Source organism: Ramlibacter ginsenosidimutans (assembly GCF_016654015.1).
In the GTDB taxonomy this organism is placed as follows: Bacteria; Pseudomonadota; Gammaproteobacteria; order Burkholderiales; family Burkholderiaceae_C; genus Ramlibacter; species Ramlibacter ginsenosidimutans.
The window spans coordinates 923,237-940,313 of the sequence record NZ_JAEPWM010000001.1 but is presented as its reverse complement, the minus strand read 5'-3'; the positions used below and the strand labels follow the sequence as shown (position 1 = coordinate 940,313).

11 protein-coding genes are annotated in these 17,077 nt (G+C 67.5%); all 11 read left to right on the top strand.

Annotated elements, in window-relative coordinates; genetic code table 11:
• Window position 1: 1 nt before the first annotated feature.
• The gene (gene rplA / locus JJB11_RS04605; RefSeq protein WP_201166703.1) at window positions 2-712 is read left to right on the top strand and encodes a 50S ribosomal protein L1; all 711 of its coding nucleotides are present in this window, start codon (window positions 2-4) and stop codon (window positions 710-712) included.
• Window positions 713-996: 284 nt separating this feature from the next.
• The gene (gene rplJ / locus JJB11_RS04600; protein ID WP_201166702.1) at window positions 997-1,506 is read left to right on the top strand and encodes a 50S ribosomal protein L10; all 510 of its coding nucleotides are present in this window, start codon (window positions 997-999) and stop codon (window positions 1,504-1,506) included.
• A gap of 85 nt (window positions 1,507-1,591) precedes the next feature.
• Window positions 1,592-1,969: a 50S ribosomal protein L7/L12 gene (rplL, locus tag JJB11_RS04595; protein ID WP_201166701.1), complete on the top strand. Its 378-nt coding sequence runs from the start codon at window positions 1,592-1,594 to the stop codon at window positions 1,967-1,969.
• Between the two features lie 260 nt (window positions 1,970-2,229).
• Window positions 2,230-6,342 (top strand): DNA-directed RNA polymerase subunit beta, encoded by a 4,113-nt coding sequence (gene rpoB, locus JJB11_RS04590; RefSeq protein WP_201166700.1) that lies wholly within the window; start codon window positions 2,230-2,232, stop codon window positions 6,340-6,342.
• An 18-nt stretch (window positions 6,343-6,360) separates the two neighbouring features.
• The gene (gene rpoC, locus JJB11_RS04585; RefSeq protein ID WP_201166699.1) at window positions 6,361-10,587 is read left to right on the top strand and encodes a DNA-directed RNA polymerase subunit beta'; all 4,227 of its coding nucleotides are present in this window, start codon (window positions 6,361-6,363) and stop codon (window positions 10,585-10,587) included.
• A gap of 108 nt (window positions 10,588-10,695) precedes the next feature.
• Window positions 10,696-11,259: a LemA family protein gene (locus JJB11_RS04580; RefSeq protein ID WP_201166698.1), complete on the top strand. Its 564-nt coding sequence runs from the start codon at window positions 10,696-10,698 to the stop codon at window positions 11,257-11,259.
• Between the two features lie 8 nt (window positions 11,260-11,267).
• A complete protein-coding gene (locus JJB11_RS04575; protein WP_201964595.1) occupies window positions 11,268-11,576 on the top strand; it encodes a c-type cytochrome in 309 nt (102 codons plus the stop codon).
• A 7-nt stretch (window positions 11,577-11,583) separates the two neighbouring features.
• On the top strand, window positions 11,584-12,855 hold the full coding sequence (locus JJB11_RS04570) for an NAD(P)/FAD-dependent oxidoreductase (RefSeq protein WP_201166697.1): 1,272 nt from the start codon (window positions 11,584-11,586) through the stop codon (window positions 12,853-12,855).
• A 13-nt stretch (window positions 12,856-12,868) separates the two neighbouring features.
• Window positions 12,869-14,209 carry a 16S rRNA (cytosine(967)-C(5))-methyltransferase RsmB gene (rsmB, locus tag JJB11_RS04565; protein WP_201166696.1) on the top strand — a complete coding sequence of 447 codons (1,341 nt, stop codon included), beginning with the start codon at window positions 12,869-12,871 and terminating at the stop codon, window positions 14,207-14,209.
• Entirely contained in the window at window positions 14,202-14,804 is a 603-nt protein-coding gene (locus JJB11_RS04560) for a DUF4390 domain-containing protein (RefSeq protein ID WP_201166695.1), read from the top strand. Before rsmB ends, JJB11_RS04560 begins: the two co-directional genes overlap by 8 nt.
• The gene (locus tag JJB11_RS04555; RefSeq protein ID WP_201964594.1) at window positions 14,801-17,062 is read left to right on the top strand and encodes an ATP-binding protein; all 2,262 of its coding nucleotides are present in this window, start codon (window positions 14,801-14,803) and stop codon (window positions 17,060-17,062) included. The genes JJB11_RS04560 and JJB11_RS04555 overlap by 4 nt, the downstream gene beginning before the upstream one ends.
• Window positions 17,063-17,077: the final 15 nt, after the last annotated feature.

The following is a 17,077-nucleotide window of genomic DNA, read 5'->3' as shown; positions in this document are numbered from 1 at the left end:
CATGGCAAAGCTCACGAAGAAGCAGAAGGCCCTCGAGGGCAAGGTCGACAGCACGAAGCTGTACCCGCTGGCCGATGCCCTGGGCATGGTCAAGGAAGCCGCCACCGCCAAGTTCGATGAATCCATCGACGTGGCCGTGCAGCTGGGCATCGACCCGAAGAAGTCCGACCAGGTCGTTCGCGGCGCGGTCGTGATGCCCAACGGCACCGGCAAGACCAAGCGCGTCGCCGTGTTCGCCCAGGGCGCCAAGGCCGAAGAAGCCAAGGCCGCCGGCGCCGACGTGGTCGGCATGGACGACCTGGCTGCCCGCGTGAAGGCCGGCGACATGCCCTTCGACGTGGTGATCGCCGCGCCGGACGCGATGCGCGTGGTCGGTACGCTGGGCCAGATCCTCGGCCCGCGCGGCCTGATGCCGAACCCGAAGGTCGGCACCGTGACGCCCGACGTGGCCACCGCGGTGAAGAACGCCAAGGCGGGCCAGGTGCAGTTCCGTGCCGACAAGGCCGGCATCATCCACGCCACCATCGGCCGCCGTTCGTTCGAGGCCGACAAGTTGCATGGCAACCTGGTGGCGCTGATCGATGCGCTGAACAAGGCCAAGCCGGCGTCGAGCAAGGGCGTGTACCTGCGCAAGGTGGCGGTGTCCTCCACGATGGGCCTCGGCGTTCGCGTCGATACCCAGACGGTGACCGCGCAAGGCGCGCAGCAGTAAGGAACACGAGGCGCCGCACCAGGAGTGCGGCACCTCCGAAGGATTGGCGGGCTGCCGGAAACGGGAGCTTGCCGATGTGGTGGGCCATCGGGGAACCGATGGGCCATCCAAGACCGCTGGCGGGCAGCGATGCCCTTAATCCGGCAAGCGGAGGCCTCCTCCGCTTGCAGCCAGCGCAGATGGCGGCCCGACTACAGATGGAATTGAGAGATTTCTGAAGACGGTTGGTCGCTGAACAAGGGCGCGCAACGGGGCAACCCCAAGCGCAATTGAAGGAGTAGACCTTGAGTCTGAATCGCAGTGAGAAGCAAGCGGTCGTCGAAGAGGTGACCGCGCTCGCCGCTAAAGCTCAAACGCTGGTGATGGCGGAATACCGCGGCATCACGGTCGCCGACATGACGAAGCTGCGCGTCGCCGCGCGCGGCGCTGGCGTGGACCTGAGTGTTCTGAAGAACACCCTGGCCCGCCGCGCCGTGCAGGGCAGCCAGTTCGAAGTGATCGGTGACCAGATGACCGGTCCGCTGATCTACGGCTTCTCCGTGGACGCTGTGGCCGCCGCCAAGGTGGTGGCCGACTTCGCGAAGACCAACGACAAGCTGGTCATTCGCGGCGGCGCGTTCGCGGGCAAGGCCCTGGACGTCAACGGCGTGAAGCAGCTGGCCAGCATTCCCCCGAAGGAAGTGCTGCTGGCGCAGCTTTGCGGCCTGCTGATGTCGCCCATCTCCCGCACCGCGGTGGTGCTGGGCGCTCTGGCGAAGAAGAAGGAAGAAGGGGCCGCTGCCGCCACCGCGTAAGCGGTGGCAAGAAGCACCCAAGGTGCTGTTGCCGCCTAAGGCAGAGCGACCCTACGGATCACCAACTTATTCAGGAACATTCAAAATGGCATTCAACAAAGACGACTTTCTGACGGCGCTGGACAGCATGTCCGTCATGGAACTCAACGACCTGGTCAAGGCCATCGAAGAGAAGTTCGGCGTCTCCGCCGCCGCGATGGCCGCCCCCGCCGCTGGTGGCGCGGGCCCCGCCGCCGCTGCGGTGGAAGAGAAGACCGAGTTCACCGTGCAGCTGATGGAAGCCGGCGCGCAGAAGGTCGGCGTCATCAAGGCCGTCCGTGAAATCACGGGCCTGGGCCTGAAGGAAGCCAAGGACCTCGTCGACGGCGCCCCGAAGCCCGTCAAGGAAGGCATGAACAAGGCCGACGCCGAAGCCGCGAAGAAGAAGCTGGAAGACGCCGGCGCCAAGGTCGAACTCAAGTAATTCGCCCCTGGTCGCCGAGGCTGGAGTGCCCGAAAGGGCCTCCAGCCTTTGCCGTTCCAGAGACCACCAGGAAAGCTGGCCCAGCGAGGGGAGTTTTCCTAGTGTTTTCTGATCCGACTGCAGAAGACTGCTTGGTTCGGGCGCCGTGCAATGCGGTGCCGTCCGCCAAGGTTGGTAGTGGCCAACCCGCCAAGAACTGCCCTCCCGCCCGGGGGCGCGACAGTTGCCGAATCGTACCGATTCTCTAGCCCGGAGATTTCATGGCCTACTCATATACCGAACGCAAGCGCATCCGCAAGAGCTTCGGCAAACGCGACAGCGTGCTCGAAGTGCCCTACCTGCTGCAGATGCAGAAGGATGCGTACACCGCCTTCCTCCAAGCCGACATGGCGCCACAGAAGCGCACCATCGAGGGCCTGCAGGCTGCGTTCGACGCCGCGTTCCCGATCGTGTCGCACAACGGGTTCGTGGAGATGAAGTTCATCGAATACAACCTGGCCAAGCCCGCGTTCGACGTGCGGGAGTGCCAGACGCGCGGCCTCACCTACGCCTCGGCGGTGCGCGCCAAGGTGCAGCTGATCATCTATGACCGCGAATCCTCCACGCCGCAATCCAAGGTCGTGAAGGAAGTGAAGGAGCAGGAGGTCTACATGGGCGAGGTGCCCCTGATGACCGACAAGGGCTCGTTCATCATCAACGGCACCGAGCGCGTGATCGTGTCCCAGCTGCATCGCTCCCCCGGCGTGTTCTTCGAACACGACAAGGGCAAGACGCACAGCTCGGGCAAGCTGCTGTTCTCCGCGCGCATCATTCCCTACCGCGGTTCGTGGCTCGACTTCGAGTTCGACCCGAAGGACGTGCTGTATTTCCGCGTCGACCGCCGCCGCAAGATGCCGGTCACCATCCTGCTGAAGGCCATCGGCCTGACGCCGGAAACCATCCTGGCGAACTTCTTCGTCAACGACAACTTCCGCCTGATGGACACCGGCGCGCAGCTCGAGTTCGTGCCCGAGCGCCTGCGCGGTGAAGTCGCCCGCTTCGACATCACCGACAAGTCCGGCAAGGTCGTCGTGGCCAAGGACAAGCGCGTCACGGCCCGCCACACGCGCGAGCTGGAGCAGTCCGGCACGACGCACATCTCGGTGCCCGAGGACTTCCTCGTGGGCCGCGTGGTCGCGCGCAACACCATCGACCCCGACACGGGCGAGATCATCGCGAAGGCGAACGACGAGCTGACCGAAGCGCTGCTGAAGAAGCTGCGCGCCGCCGGCATCCAGGAAATCCAGGCGATCTACACGAACGAACTGGACCAGGGCCCCTACATCAGCCAGACGCTGCGCGTCGACGAGACGGTGGACGAGTTCGCCGCCCGCGTCGCCATCTACCGCATGATGCGCCCCGGCGAGCCGCCGACCGAGGACGCGGTGCAGGCCCTGTTCCAGCGCCTGTTCTACAACCCGGACACGTACGACCTGTCGCGCGTGGGCCGCATGAAGTTCAACGCCAAGGTCGGCCGCGACGAGAGCACGGGCCCGATGGTCCTGACCAACGACGACATCCTGTCCGTGGTCAAGATCCTGGTGGACCTGCGCAACGGCCGCGGTGAAGTCGACGATATCGACCACCTGGGCAACCGCCGCGTGCGCTGCGTCGGCGAACTCGCCGAGAACCAGTACCGCACCGGCCTCGCCCGCATCGAGAAGGCCGTGAAGGAACGCCTCGGCCAGGCGGAGCAAGAGCCGCTGATGCCGCACGACCTGATCAACTCCAAGCCGATTTCCGCGGCCCTGAAGGAGTTCTTCGGTGCGTCGCAGCTGTCGCAGTTCATGGACCAGACCAACCCGCTGTCCGAGATCACGCACAAGCGCCGCGTCTCGGCCCTCGGCCCGGGCGGCCTGACGCGCGAGCGCGCCGGCTTCGAAGTGCGCGACGTGCACGTCACGCACTACGGCCGCGTGTGCCCGATCGAGACGCCGGAAGGCCCGAACATCGGCCTGATCAACTCGCTGGCGCTGTACGCGCGCCTGAACGAGTACGGCTTCATCGAGACGCCGTACCGCCGCGTGCGCGACGGCAAGGTGACGATGGAGATCGATTACCTGTCCGCCATCGAGGAAGGCAAGTACGTCATCGCCCAGGCCAACGCCACGCTGGACGCCGAAGGCCGCCTTACCGGCGACCTGGTGTCCGCGCGCGAGAAGGGCGAATCGATCCTGGTCGGCGCCGACCGCATCCAGTACATGGACGTGTCCCCGGCGCAGATCGTGTCGGTGGCCGCCTCGCTGGTGCCGTTCCTGGAGCACGACGACGCGAACCGCGCGCTGATGGGCGCCAACATGCAGCGCCAGGCGGTGCCGGTGCTGCGTCCGGAGAAGGCCTTCGTGGGCACCGGCATCGAGCGCGTGTCCGCGGTCGACTCCGGCACGGTGGTGACCGCCACCCGCGGCGGTGTCGTCGACTACGTCGATGCCACCCGCATCGTGGTGCGCGTGAACGACGCGGAAGCCCAGGCCGGTGAAGTCGGCGTGGACATCTACAACCTGATCAAGTACCAGCGTTCCAACCAGAACACGAACATCCACCAGCGTCCGATCGTGGCGCGCGGCGACAAGATCGCCAAGGGTGACGTGATCGCCGACGGCGCCTCGACCGACCTGGGCGAGCTCGCGCTCGGCCAGAACATGCTGGTCGCGTTCATGCCCTGGAACGGCTACAACTTCGAGGACTCGATCCTGATCAGCGAACGCGTCGTTGCCGACGACCGCTACACCTCGATCCACATCGAGGAACTGGTGGTGATGGCGCGCGACACCAAGCTGGGCCCCGAGGAAATCACCCGCGACATCCCGAACCTGTCCGAGCAGCAGCTCAATCGCCTGGACGAGTCCGGCATCATCTACGTCGGCGCCGAAGTGCAACCCGGCGACGTGCTGGTGGGCAAGGTCACGCCCAAGGGCGAGACCACGCTGACGCCGGAAGAGAAGCTGCTGCGCGCGATCTTCGGCGAGAAGGCTTCCGACGTGAAGGACACCTCGCTGCGCGTGGACCAGGGCTCGCAAGGCACGGTCATCGACGTGCAGGTGTTCACCCGCGAAGGCATCCAGCGCGACAAGCGCGCCCAGCAGATCATCGACGACGAGCTCAAGCGCTTCCGCCTGGACCTGAACGACCAGCTGCGCATCGTGGAAGCCGACGCCTTCGACCGGATCGCCAAGCTGCTGACCGGCCGCGAAGCCAACGGCGGCCCGCAGAAGCTGCAGAAGGGCGCGAAGATCGACAAGGGCTATCTCGACTCCGTCGAGAAGTTCCACTGGTTCGACATCCGCCCGGCCGAAGACGACGTCGCCTCGCAGCTCGAGTCGATCAAGAACTCGCTGGAGCAGACGCGCCACAGCTTCGACCTCGCGTTCGAAGAGAAGCGCAAGAAGCTCACGCAGGGCGACGAGCTGCCGGCGGGCGTGCTGAAGATGGTCAAGGTCTACCTGGCCGTCAAGCGCCGCCTGCAACCGGGCGACAAGATGGCCGGCCGCCACGGCAACAAGGGTGTCGTGTCCAAGATCGTTCCGGTCGAAGACATGCCCTACATGGCCGACGGCACGCCGTGCGACATCGTGCTCAACCCCCTGGGCGTGCCTTCGCGCATGAACGTGGGCCAGGTGCTGGAAGTGCACCTGGGCTGGGCCGGCAAGGGCATCGGCCAGCGCATCGGCGACCTGCTGCAGCACGAGTCCGCGGTGGCGGAAGTGCGCCAGTTCCTGGACCAGCTGTACAACAAGTCCGGCAAGAAGGAAGCGCTGAACGAACTGCCGGACGAGGACATCCTCGAGATGGCGGGCCAGCTGGCCAAGGGCGTGCCCTTCGCGACGCCGGTGTTCGACGGCGCCTCGGAAGAGGAAATCCGCACCATGCTGCAGATGGCCTTCCCCGAGGACGTGGCCAAGCGCAAGGGCCTCACGGCCACGCGCACGCAGGCCTGGCTGTGCGACGGCCGGTCGGGCGACCGCTTCGAGCGGCCGGTGACCGTGGGCTACATGCACGTGCTCAAGCTGCACCACCTGGTGGACGACAAGATGCACGCGCGCTCGACCGGCCCCTACAGCCTGGTCACGCAGCAGCCGCTGGGCGGCAAGGCGCAGTTCGGCGGCCAGCGTTTCGGCGAGATGGAAGTCTGGGCGCTCGAAGCCTACGGCGCTGCCTACACGCTGCAGGAAATGCTCACCGTCAAGTCCGACGACGTGCAGGGCCGCACCAAGGTGTACGAGTCCATCGTCAAGGGCGAGCACGCGATCGATGCCGGCATGCCGGAGTCGTTCAACGTGCTGGTGAAGGAAATCAGATCGCTGGGCATCGACATCGAGCTCGAGCGGTCTTAATCAGGAAGGACAGAGTTAATGAAATCGCTACTCGACCTGTTCAAGCAGTTCACGCCGGACGAGCATTTCGATGCCATCCGCATCGGCATCGCGTCGCCCGAAAAGATCCGTTCCTGGTCCTTCGGCGAAGTGAAGAAGCCGGAGACGATCAACTACCGCACCTTCAAGCCGGAGCGTGACGGCCTGTTCTGCGCCAAGATCTTCGGGCCGATCAAGGACTACGAGTGCCTGTGCGGCAAGTACAAGCGCCTGAAGCACCGCGGCGTGATCTGCGAGAAGTGCGGCGTCGAAGTGACCCAGACCAAGGTGCGCCGCGAGCGCATGGGCCACATCGACCTGGCCGCGCCCTGCGCGCACATCTGGTTCCTGAAGTCGCTGCCCTCGCGTCTCGGCCTCGTGCTGGACATGACGCTGCGCGACATCGAGCGCGTGCTGTACTTCGAAGCCTACGTGATCACCGACCCCGGCATGACCCCGCTGAAGAAGTTCGGCATCATGTCCGAGGACGACTACGACGCGAAGCGCAAGGAATACGGTGACGAGTTCATCGCCAAGATGGGCGCCGAAGGCATCAAGGACCTGCTGGAAGGCATCGACCTCGACATCGAGATCGAGAAGCTGCGCGGCGACCTGACCGGCTCCGAAGTCAAGGTCAAGAAGAACGCCAAGCGCCTGAAGGTGCTCGAGGCCTTCAAGAAGTCCGGCATGAAGCCGGGCTGGATGGTCATGGAAGTGCTGCCCGTGCTGCCGCCGGACCTGCGTCCGCTGGTGCCGCTGGATGGCGGCCGCTTCGCGACCTCCGACCTGAACGACCTCTATCGCCGCGTTATCAACCGCAACTCGCGCTTGAAGCGCCTGCTGGAGCTGAAGGCGCCGGAAATCATCGCGCGCAACGAGAAGCGCATGCTGCAGGAAGCGGTGGACTCGCTCCTGGACAACGGCCGCCGTGGCAAGGCCATGACGGGCGCGAACAAGCGCGCGCTGAAGTCGCTGGCCGACATGATCAAGGGCAAGAGCGGCCGCTTCCGCCAGAACCTGCTGGGCAAGCGCGTCGACTACTCGGGCCGTTCCGTGATCACCGTCGGCCCGACGCTCAAGCTGCACCAGTGCGGCCTGCCGAAGCTGATGGCGCTGGAACTGTTCAAGCCCTTCATCTTCTCGCGCCTGGAAGCCATGGGCATCGCCACCACCATCAAGGCGGCGAAGAAGGAAGTCGAAGCCGGCACGCCTGTCGTGTGGGACATCCTCGAAGAGGTCATCAAGGAGCACCCGGTCATGCTGAACCGGGCTCCCACGCTGCACCGCCTGGGCATCCAGGCCTTCGAGCCGATCCTGATCGAGGGCAAGGCGATCCAGCTGCACCCGCTCGTCTGCGCGGCGTTCAACGCCGACTTCGACGGCGACCAGATGGCCGTGCACGTGCCGCTGTCGGTGGAAGCGCAGATGGAAGCCCGCACGCTGATGCTGGCCTCCAACAACGTGCTGTTCCCCGCCAACGGCGAACCTTCCATCGTCCCGTCGCAAGACGTGGTGCTGGGCCTGTACTACACGACGCGTGAGCGCACCAACGGCAAGGGCGAAGGCATGGTCTTCGCCGACGTCGCGGAAGTGCTGCGCGGCCTGGAGGCGGGCGTGGTCGAACTGACCGCGAAGATCTCCGTGCGCCTGGTGGAGTGGGAGAAGGACAAGGACAGCGGCGAGTTCGTGCCGCACACGCGCCTGTTCGACACCACGGCCGGCCGCGCGCTGCTGTCGGAGATCCTGCCCAAGGGCCTGCCCTTCAGCGTGCTGAACAAGGCGCTGAAGAAGAAGGAGATCAGCAAGCTGATCAACATCTCCTTCCGCAAGTGCGGCCTGAAGGAGACCGTGGTCTTCGCCGACAAGCTGCTGCAGAACGGCTTCCGCCTGGCGACCAAGGCCGGCATCTCCATCGCGGTGGACGACATGCTGGTGCCGCCGGAGAAGAAGGCGATCATCGAGCGCTCCGAGAAGGAAGTGAAGGAGATCGAGCAGCAGTACGTCTCGGGTCTCGTCACCGCCGGCGAGCGCTACAACAAGGTGGTCGACATCTGGGGCAAGGCCGGCGACGAAGTGTCGAAGGTCATGATGGCCCAGCTCGCCAAGGAGAAGGTCACCGACCGCCACGGCAACCAGGTGGACCAGGAGTCGTTCAACTCCATCTACATGATGGCCGACTCGGGCGCCCGCGGTTCCGCCGCGCAGATCCGCCAGCTGGCGGGCATGCGGGGCCTGATGGCCAAGCCGGACGGCTCGATCATCGAGACGCCCATCACGGCCAACTTCCGCGAAGGCCTGAACGTGCTGCAGTACTTCATCTCCACCCACGGCGCCCGCAAGGGCCTCGCGGACACGGCGCTGAAGACCGCGAACTCCGGCTACCTGACGCGCCGCCTGGTCGACGTGACGCAGGACCTGGTGGTGACCGAGGACGATTGCGGCACCTCCGAAGGCTCGCTGATGCGCGCCATCGTCGAGGGCGGTGAAGTCATCGAGTCGCTGCGCGACCGGATCCTGGGCCGCGTGGCCGCCGAGGACGTGCAGCACCCCGAGACGCGCGCGACCATCGTGGCGGCCGGTGTCATGCTGGACGAAGACGCGATCGACGAGCTCGAAGCGGCGGGCGTGGACGAAGTCAAGGTCCGCACCGCGTTGAACTGCGCCACGCGCTTCGGCCTGTGCGCACGCTGCTACGGCCGCGATCTGGGCCGCGGTGGCATGGTGAACGTGGGCGAAGCGGTCGGCGTGATCGCCGCGCAGTCCATCGGCGAGCCGGGCACGCAGCTGACGATGCGCACGTTCCACATCGGTGGCGCGGCGTCGCGTGCGGCCGTGGCCTCCAGCGTGGAAGCCAAGTCGGCCGGTTCGGTGGGCTTCAACACCACGATGCGCTACGTGACCAACAGCAAGGGCGAACTGGTCGTCATCTCGCGTTCGGGCGAAATCGTGATCCACGACGAGCACGGCCGCGAGCGCGAGCGCCACAAGGTGCCGTACGGCGCCACGCTGACGGTCAAGGCCGACCAGCAGGTCAAGGCCGGCTCGATCCTGGCGAACTGGGACCCGCTGACCCGACCCATCATCACGGAATTCGCCGGCAAGGTGAAGTTCGAGAACGTGGAAGAGGGCTTGACGGTCGCCAAGCAGGTGGACGAGGTCACCGGCCTGTCCACGCTGGTGGTGATCGACCCGAAGCGCCGCGGCTCCGCCAAGGTGGTGCGCCCGCAGGTGAAGCTGGTCGACGGCTCCGGCAACGAGGTGAAGATCCCCGGCACCGACCACTCGGTGACGATCGCCTTCCAGGTCGGTTCGCTGGTGCAGGTACGCGACGGCCAGGACGTGGGTCCCGGCGAAGTGCTGGCCCGCATCCCGGTCGAAGGGCAGAAGACCCGCGACATCACGGGCGGCCTGCCGCGCGTGGCCGAACTGTTCGAAGCGCGTTCGCCCAAGGACAAGGGCGTGCTCGCCGAGATGACCGGCACGGTGTCGTTCGGCAAGGAGACCAAGGGCAAGATCCGCCTGCAGATCACCGATCCGGAAGGCGGCGTGCACGAGGAGCTGGTGCCCAAGGAGAAGAACATCCTGGTGCACGAAGGCCAAGTGGTCAACAAGGGCGAATCCGTGGTGGACGGCCCGGCCGATCCGCAGGACATCCTGCGCCTGCTGGGCATGGAAGAACTCGCGCGCTACATCGTCGATGAAGTGCAGGACGTCTATCGCCTCCAGGGCGTGAAGATCAACGACAAGCACATCGAGGTGATCGTTCGCCAGATGCTGCGTCGCGTGGTCGTCGAGAACCCGGGCGAGTCCGACTACATCGGCGGCGAGCAGGTCGAGCGTTCCGAGATCCTGGACACCAACGACCGCCTGCGCAGCGAAGGCAAGGTCCCGGCGACCTACAGCAACCTGCTGCTCGGTATCACGAAGGCGTCCCTGTCGACCGACTCGTTCATCTCCGCCGCTTCCTTCCAGGAAACGACGCGCGTGCTGACCGAAGCGGCCATCATGGGCAAGCGCGACGAGCTGCGTGGCCTGAAGGAAAACGTCATCGTCGGCCGCCTGATCCCGGCGGGCACCGGCATGGCGTACCACAAGGCGCGCAAGGCGAAGGACGAGATGGACGACGCCGAGCGCCGCGCCATCGCCGACGCCGAGGCGGCCGAACTGGCCGCAGTGACGGAAGGCGCGCCTTCCGAGACGAGCGAAGGCACCGCCGCCGCCGAATAACCCGGCCGGCGATACACTGCGGGCGCCATCCCTTCGCGGGGGTGGCGCCCTTTTTCATGGGCGCGCCGGCTCGCTGGCCGCGCCCTCCGTGTTGCGGCAAGGAGGCCCGTGCAGACGTCGACCTGGGTTCCGTGGATCACCGCCGCCGTCGCCGTGTTCTGGGGCGTGGGCGGCTACAACCGGCTGGTGCGGCTGCGCTCCGACGCCAACGCGGCGTTCGCAGCGCTGGAGTCCGAGCTCACCAAGCAGGTGCGGCTCGTGCACGCGGTGGTCCCGCCGGAAGAAGAGCAGACGCAGTCGCAGTTCACCGGCGGCAGCGCGTTCTGGGGCGGCTTGCAGGGCGCGGCCGCGCAGATGGCGGCGACGCTCGCATCGGCCAAGGCCAAGCCGCTCGACCCCGAGCGCATCGCGGCGCTCGGCGCCGCGCAGGAAGTCCTCAGCATGGCCTGGGACCGCGCCGAGCGCGACGATGCCCACGACCTCGCCGGTCCCCGCCTGCCGGACGATTTCAGCAGCGAGCGGCAGCAACTGATGCGCATGGCGCTGGCCGCCGCCGAGCAGTTCAACCAGGCGGTGGCCCGCTACAACGAGGCCATCGCGCAGTTCCCGGCGACGGTGCTGGCATGGCTGTTCGGATTCCAGCCCGCGCGCGGGCTGCGCGCGCGCTCCTGAGCCGGCCCGTGAAGACGGCCTGCTGCCTGGCCCTGCTGGCGATCGTGCGCCTGGCCGCGGCGCAGGACGCGCCGCAGGCGCTGTATGCACGGGCGCTCGCGGCCAACTGCGCGGCCTGCCACGGCACCGACGGGCATCCCATGCCCGGCACGCACTTGCCTGCGCTCGCCGGCAAGTCCCGGCAGCTGCTGCTGCAGCGGCTGCACGCCTTTCGCGATGGCAGCCGGCCGGCGACGGTGATGCAGCAGATCGCCAAGGGCTACAGCCACGCGCAGCTCGCGGAGCTGGCCAGCTACTTCGCCGCGCAAGCGAAGTGAGGGCGCGATGAAGCGCCGCGACCTGCTCCAGTCTTCCGCGGCACTGGGCGTGCTCGCATGCACCGGCGCCGCCAGCGCCCGCATTCCGGCGAAGGCGCAGGTGGTGGTCATCGGCGGCGGCTTCGGCGGCGCCACGGCGGCCCGCTACCTGCGGCTCTTTTCGCAGCACCGCATCGGTGTCGTGCTGATCGAGCCCGATGCGGCCTTCGTCTCCTGCCCCGTGTCCAACCTCGTCATCGGCGGCAGCCGCAAGCTCGCGGAGATCACCCGCAGCTACACGGGCCTGGAGCGGCTGGGCGTGCGCGTGTTGCGCGATGTGGCGCAAGCGGTGGACACGCAGCGCAAGACCGTGACGCTGGGCGGCGGCGCGACCATCGCCTACGACATGCTGGTGGTGTCACCCGGCGTGGAACTGCAGTTCGACGAGGTCGAAGGGCTGCGCGCGGCGCACGCGGCCGGGCAGGTGCTGCAGGCGTGGAAGGCCGGCCCCGAGACGCTCGCGCTGCGCCGCCAGCTCGAAGCCATGCGCGACGGCGGCGTCTTCGCGATCACGATTCCCGAGCAGCCGTACCGCTGCCCGCCCGCGCCATACGAACGCGCGTGCCAGGTCGCGTGGTACTTCCGGCAGGCCAAGCCGCGCAGCAAGGTGCTGGTGCTCGACGCCAACCCCGACATCACCTCCAAGGGGCCGATCTTCCGCAAAGCCTGGGCCGAGCAGTACCCCGGCATGGTCGACTACCGGCCGCAGAACAAGGTCGTGGGCGTGGACGGCCGCGCGGGCGTCCTGCACCTGGAAGTGCAGGACGATGTGCAGGCCGACGTGCTCAACGTGCTGCCGCCCATGCGCGCAGGAGCGATCGCGGCGCAGGCCGGCTTGCGCAACGTCGCCGACCGGCGCTGGTGCGGCGTGGACTTCCTCACCTTCGAATCGACGGCGGCGCGCGACGTGTACGTGCTGGGCGACGCGCTCCAGATCGCGCCGCTGATGCCCAAGAGCGGCCACATGGCCAACAGCCAGGCCAAGGTCGCCGCCGCGGCGATCGTCGCGCGGCTGTCCGGATGGGAGCCGAACCCCGCGCCCATGCTCACCAACACCTGCTACAGCTACATCGACGACCGGACCGTGGCGCACGTGGCGAGCGTGCACGCCTACGACGCGGGGCAGAAGACCTTCCTGCCCGTGCCGGGTGCAGGCGGCGTCAGCGCCGAGGCCAATCACGACGAGGCGCGCCCTGCCTGGGACTGGGCCCGCAACATCTGGTCGGACACCCTGGGGTGACACAATCGACGGCATGAATGCCCCGGCTCTTCCGCTCTGGCGGCAGCTCCAGGCTGCCGCTGGGGTCCTGGCAGCGGTGCGGCGAGGGGAGTCCGCCACGCCCGCACTCGCGCAAGTGCCGACGGAGCTGCGTCCCGCGGCGCAGGCGCTGTCCTTCCACGTGCTGCGCCAGCTCGGTCGCGCCGAAGCCTTGCGGCGCCGGCTGGCCACGCGCGGTCCGCCGCCGGCGGCCGATGCGCTGCTATGCACGGCGCTCGCGCTCGCGTGGCGCGAGGAAGATGCGCCATACCCGCCGTTCACGCTGGTGGACCAGGCGGTCGAGGCCGCCAAGCGCTCGCCGCAGACACGCGCCCAGCAGGGCTTCATCAACGCCTGCCTGCGCCGCTTCCTGCGCGAGCGCGACGAACTGGTCGCCGCCACCGACACCGAGCCGGTGGCGCACTGGAACCACCCGCGCTGGTGGATCGCGCGCACGCAGCAGGACTGGCCGCGTGACTGGGAGCAGATCCTGGAGGCCAACAACACGCCGGCGCCGATGACGCTGCGCGTGAACACGCACCGCATCTCGCGCCAGCCGCTGCGCGACCTGCTGGCTGCCGCCCACATCGCCTCCGAGCCGGTCGGCGCGCACGGACTGATCCTCGACCGCCCGCACCCGGTGCAGGCGATCCCGGGCTTCAGCGAGGGGCTCTGGTCGGTCCAGGATGCCGGCGCGCAGCTGGCCGCGGAGCTGGTGGTGCCCGGGCTGCCGCCGCACGCGCGCATCCTGGACGCCTGCGCCGCGCCCGGCGGCAAGACGGCGCACCTGTGCGAACTTGCGCCCGGCGCTTCGGTGCTCGCGCTGGACGTCGACCCGGTGCGCTGCGAGCGCATCCACCAGAACCTGCAGCGCCTGGGCCTCCATGCCGAGGTCCGCACCGCCGACGCGGGCGAGCCCGGATACTGGTGGGATGAACAGCCCTTCGACGCCATCCTGCTCGACGCGCCCTGCACCGCCTCGGGCATCGTCCGCCGGCACCCGGACGTGCGCTGGCTGCGCCGCGAAAGCGACATCGCCCAGCTCGCCGCCGAGCAGAAGCGCCTGCTCACTGCGCTCTGGCCCCTGTTGAAACCGGGCGGCCGCCTCGTGTACTGCACCTGCTCCGTCTTCCGTGCCGAAGGCGAAACGCAGGTCGCAGCGTTTCTTGCGCACAACAACACGGCCCTTTTGCGGGCCGCCCCTGGCCATTTGTGGCCCCGCAATGGCGGGCAGGAGGGGCCCCTCCCGGACAATTCACTGAGTGACCACGACGGCTTCTTCTATGCGGTGCTGCAAAAGAGTGCACTGGATGCACCGGCCCGCCAGGATGATTGAGCGGACCGGTTGGTCCTGCCTGTTCGCCTGCCTGCTGTTCCTGTTCGGCGCCGTCACGCCGGCGTGGTCGCAGGTCAACCCGGCGGAAGTGACGCAGCTGTACGTCGAACGCACCGACGAAGGCATCCTGCTGAGCGCGACGGTGCACTTCGACCTGCCCGAGGTGGTCCAGGACGCGCTGGCCAAGGGCATCCCGATGTACTTCGTCGCCGAGGCGGCGATCTACCGCGACCGCTGGTACTGGTACGACAAGCGCGTGGCCTTCGCCACCCGCCACATGCGCCTGGCCTACCAGCCGCTGACGCGGCGCTGGCGCCTGCAGGTCTCGCCGACGCCGATCGGCAACTCCGGCATCGTCCTCGGGCAGATGTTCGACACCCAGGAGGAGGCGCTCGCAGCGGTGCAGCGCATCTCGCGCTGGCGCATCGCCGATTCTTCCGAGGTGGACCCCGACGCAACGCATAACATCGACTTCCGCTTCCGCCTGGACGTGTCGCAACTGCCCCGTCCGTTCCAGATCGGCGCCGTCGGCGAAGCGGAGTGGATCATCCTCGCAGTACGCAACCAGAGACTCGTCTTCGACCACCCCCGGTGAACCCGTCCCGCCCGCTCGCAGCGCCGCAGCGCAAGCTGATCGAAAGCTCGAAGGCCTGGCGCTGGGCGATCGCCGTCGGCATCACGGTGGCGGCCGGCATCGGCATCGTGCTGATGTTCCTGCTCACGCAGGCCACCAACAACCGCCAGTTCTACGAACGCAACTACGGCCGCCTGTTCGTGCTGAACATGGTCGTGGCCGCGGTGCTGCTGGCGGTGATCCTGTGGGTGTTCGTGCGGCTCGCCTCGCGCTTGCGGCGCGGCAAGTTCGGCAGCCGCCTGCTGGTGAAGCTGGCCGCGATCTTCACGCTGGTGGGCCTGGTGCCCGGCGTGCTGATCTACGTCGTGTCCTACCAGTTCGTCTCGCGCTCCATCGAGAGCTGGTTCGACGTCAAGGTCGAGGGCGCGCTGGACGCCGGCCTGAACCTCGGACGCAGCACGCTGGACACGCTGGCGGCCGACCTCGCCGGCAAGTCGCGCAGCGCGGCGGAGCGGCTGGCCGAGACGCCGGATGCGTCGGCCGGCCTCACTCTGGAGCGCATCCGCGAGCAACTCGGGGCGAGCGACGTCGTGTTGTGGAGCGGTTCCGGCCAGATGATCGCCAGCGCCGGCCAGTCGCGCTTCCAGCTGAACCCGGACCGGCCGACGCCGCAGCAGTTGCGCACCGTGCGAGCACAGCGGATGTTCACGGTGGTGGAGGGCCTCGACGACCCCGCCACCAGCAACAGCGCCCGCATCAAGGCCATCGTGCCGGTGCCGCAACCGAGCCTGGGCCTGCTTGCCGAATCGCGCTACCTGCAGGCCACCGTCGGCATCCCGCCCGCGCTGGTGGCCAACGCCCTGGCGGTGCAGGAGGCCTACCGCGAGTACCAGGAGCGTGCGCTGGCGCGGGAGGGCCTGCGGCGGATGTACATCGGCACGCTGACGCTGAGCCTGTTCCTGGCCGTGTTCGGTGCCGTGTTGCTGGCCATCATCCTGGGCAACCAGCTCGCGCGCCCGCTGCTGCTGCTGGCCGCCGGCGTGAGCGAGGTCGCCGCCGGCGACCTCTCGCCGAAGGCGGCGCTGCAGGGCAAGGACGAACTCGGTGGCCTCACGCGCTCGTTCGCCGACATGACGCAGCAGCTCGCCGATGCCCGCGCCGCGGTGGAACTGAGCATGGAGCAGGTGAGCGCGGCGCGCGCCAACCTGCAGACCATCCTGGACAACCTCACCGCGGGCGTGATCGTGCTCGACCCGGACGGCCACATCCAGGCCTCCAACCCGGGAGCCTCGCGCATCCTGCGCATTCCGCTGGAGACGCTGCAGGGCAAGCGCCTCGCGCTGTTGCCGGGCCTGGAAACCTTCGGCACGGCGGTGCAGCAGCGCTTCGACGAGTTCGAAACCGAGACGCAGATCGTCGACCACTGGCAGCAGTCCTTCGAACTGAACACCACGCGCGCCCCGGATACCCATGCCAACCTGGTGACGCTGGTGGTCCGCGGCGCCCAGATGCCCGGCGGCGCCCGCCTGCTGGTGCTGGACGACATCTCCGAGATCGTGTCGGCGCAGCGGGCGCAGGCCTGGGGCGAAGTCGCGCGCCGGCTCGCCCACGAGATCAAGAACCCGTTGACGCCGATCCAGCTGTCGGCCGAACGCCTGGAGATGAAGCTGGCCGACAAGCTGCCCGACGCCGAGCGCGCGCTGCTGGCCAAGTCCGTGCACACCATCGTGGACCAGGTCGACTCGATGAAGCGGCTGGTCAACGAGTTCCGCGACTACGCGCGCCTGCCCGCGGCGGAGCTCAAGCCGGTGGACCTGAACGAGCTGGTCCACGACGTGCTGCACCTCTACGTCCGGGAAGGCGACGCCACGCGCGGAGCTGCGCAGGTGCCGGTGCGAGTGGAGCTCGACCCGGCCTGCCCGCGCATCCTGGGCGACCCTCAGCAGCTGCGCCAGGTGATCCACAACCTGCTGCAGAACGCGCAGGACGCCACGGAAGGGCGGCCCCATCCCGAGGTGGTGATCCGCACGCAATGGAGCGAAGCATCCAAGCGCGTGCGCCTGCTGGTCTTAGACAACGGGACGGGCTTCCCCGACCACATCCTCAAGCGCGCGTTCGAGCCCTACGTGACCACCAAGGCGAAAGGGACGGGGCTCGGACTGGCCGTCGTGAAAAAAATCGCAGACGAGCATGCGGCGCGTATCGACTTGAAGAATCGAATGGCTGAGGGAGTGATCCAGGGGGCCCAAGTGTCGTTATCATTTGGAGTTGCGAGTTAACAACAGGACCTTTCA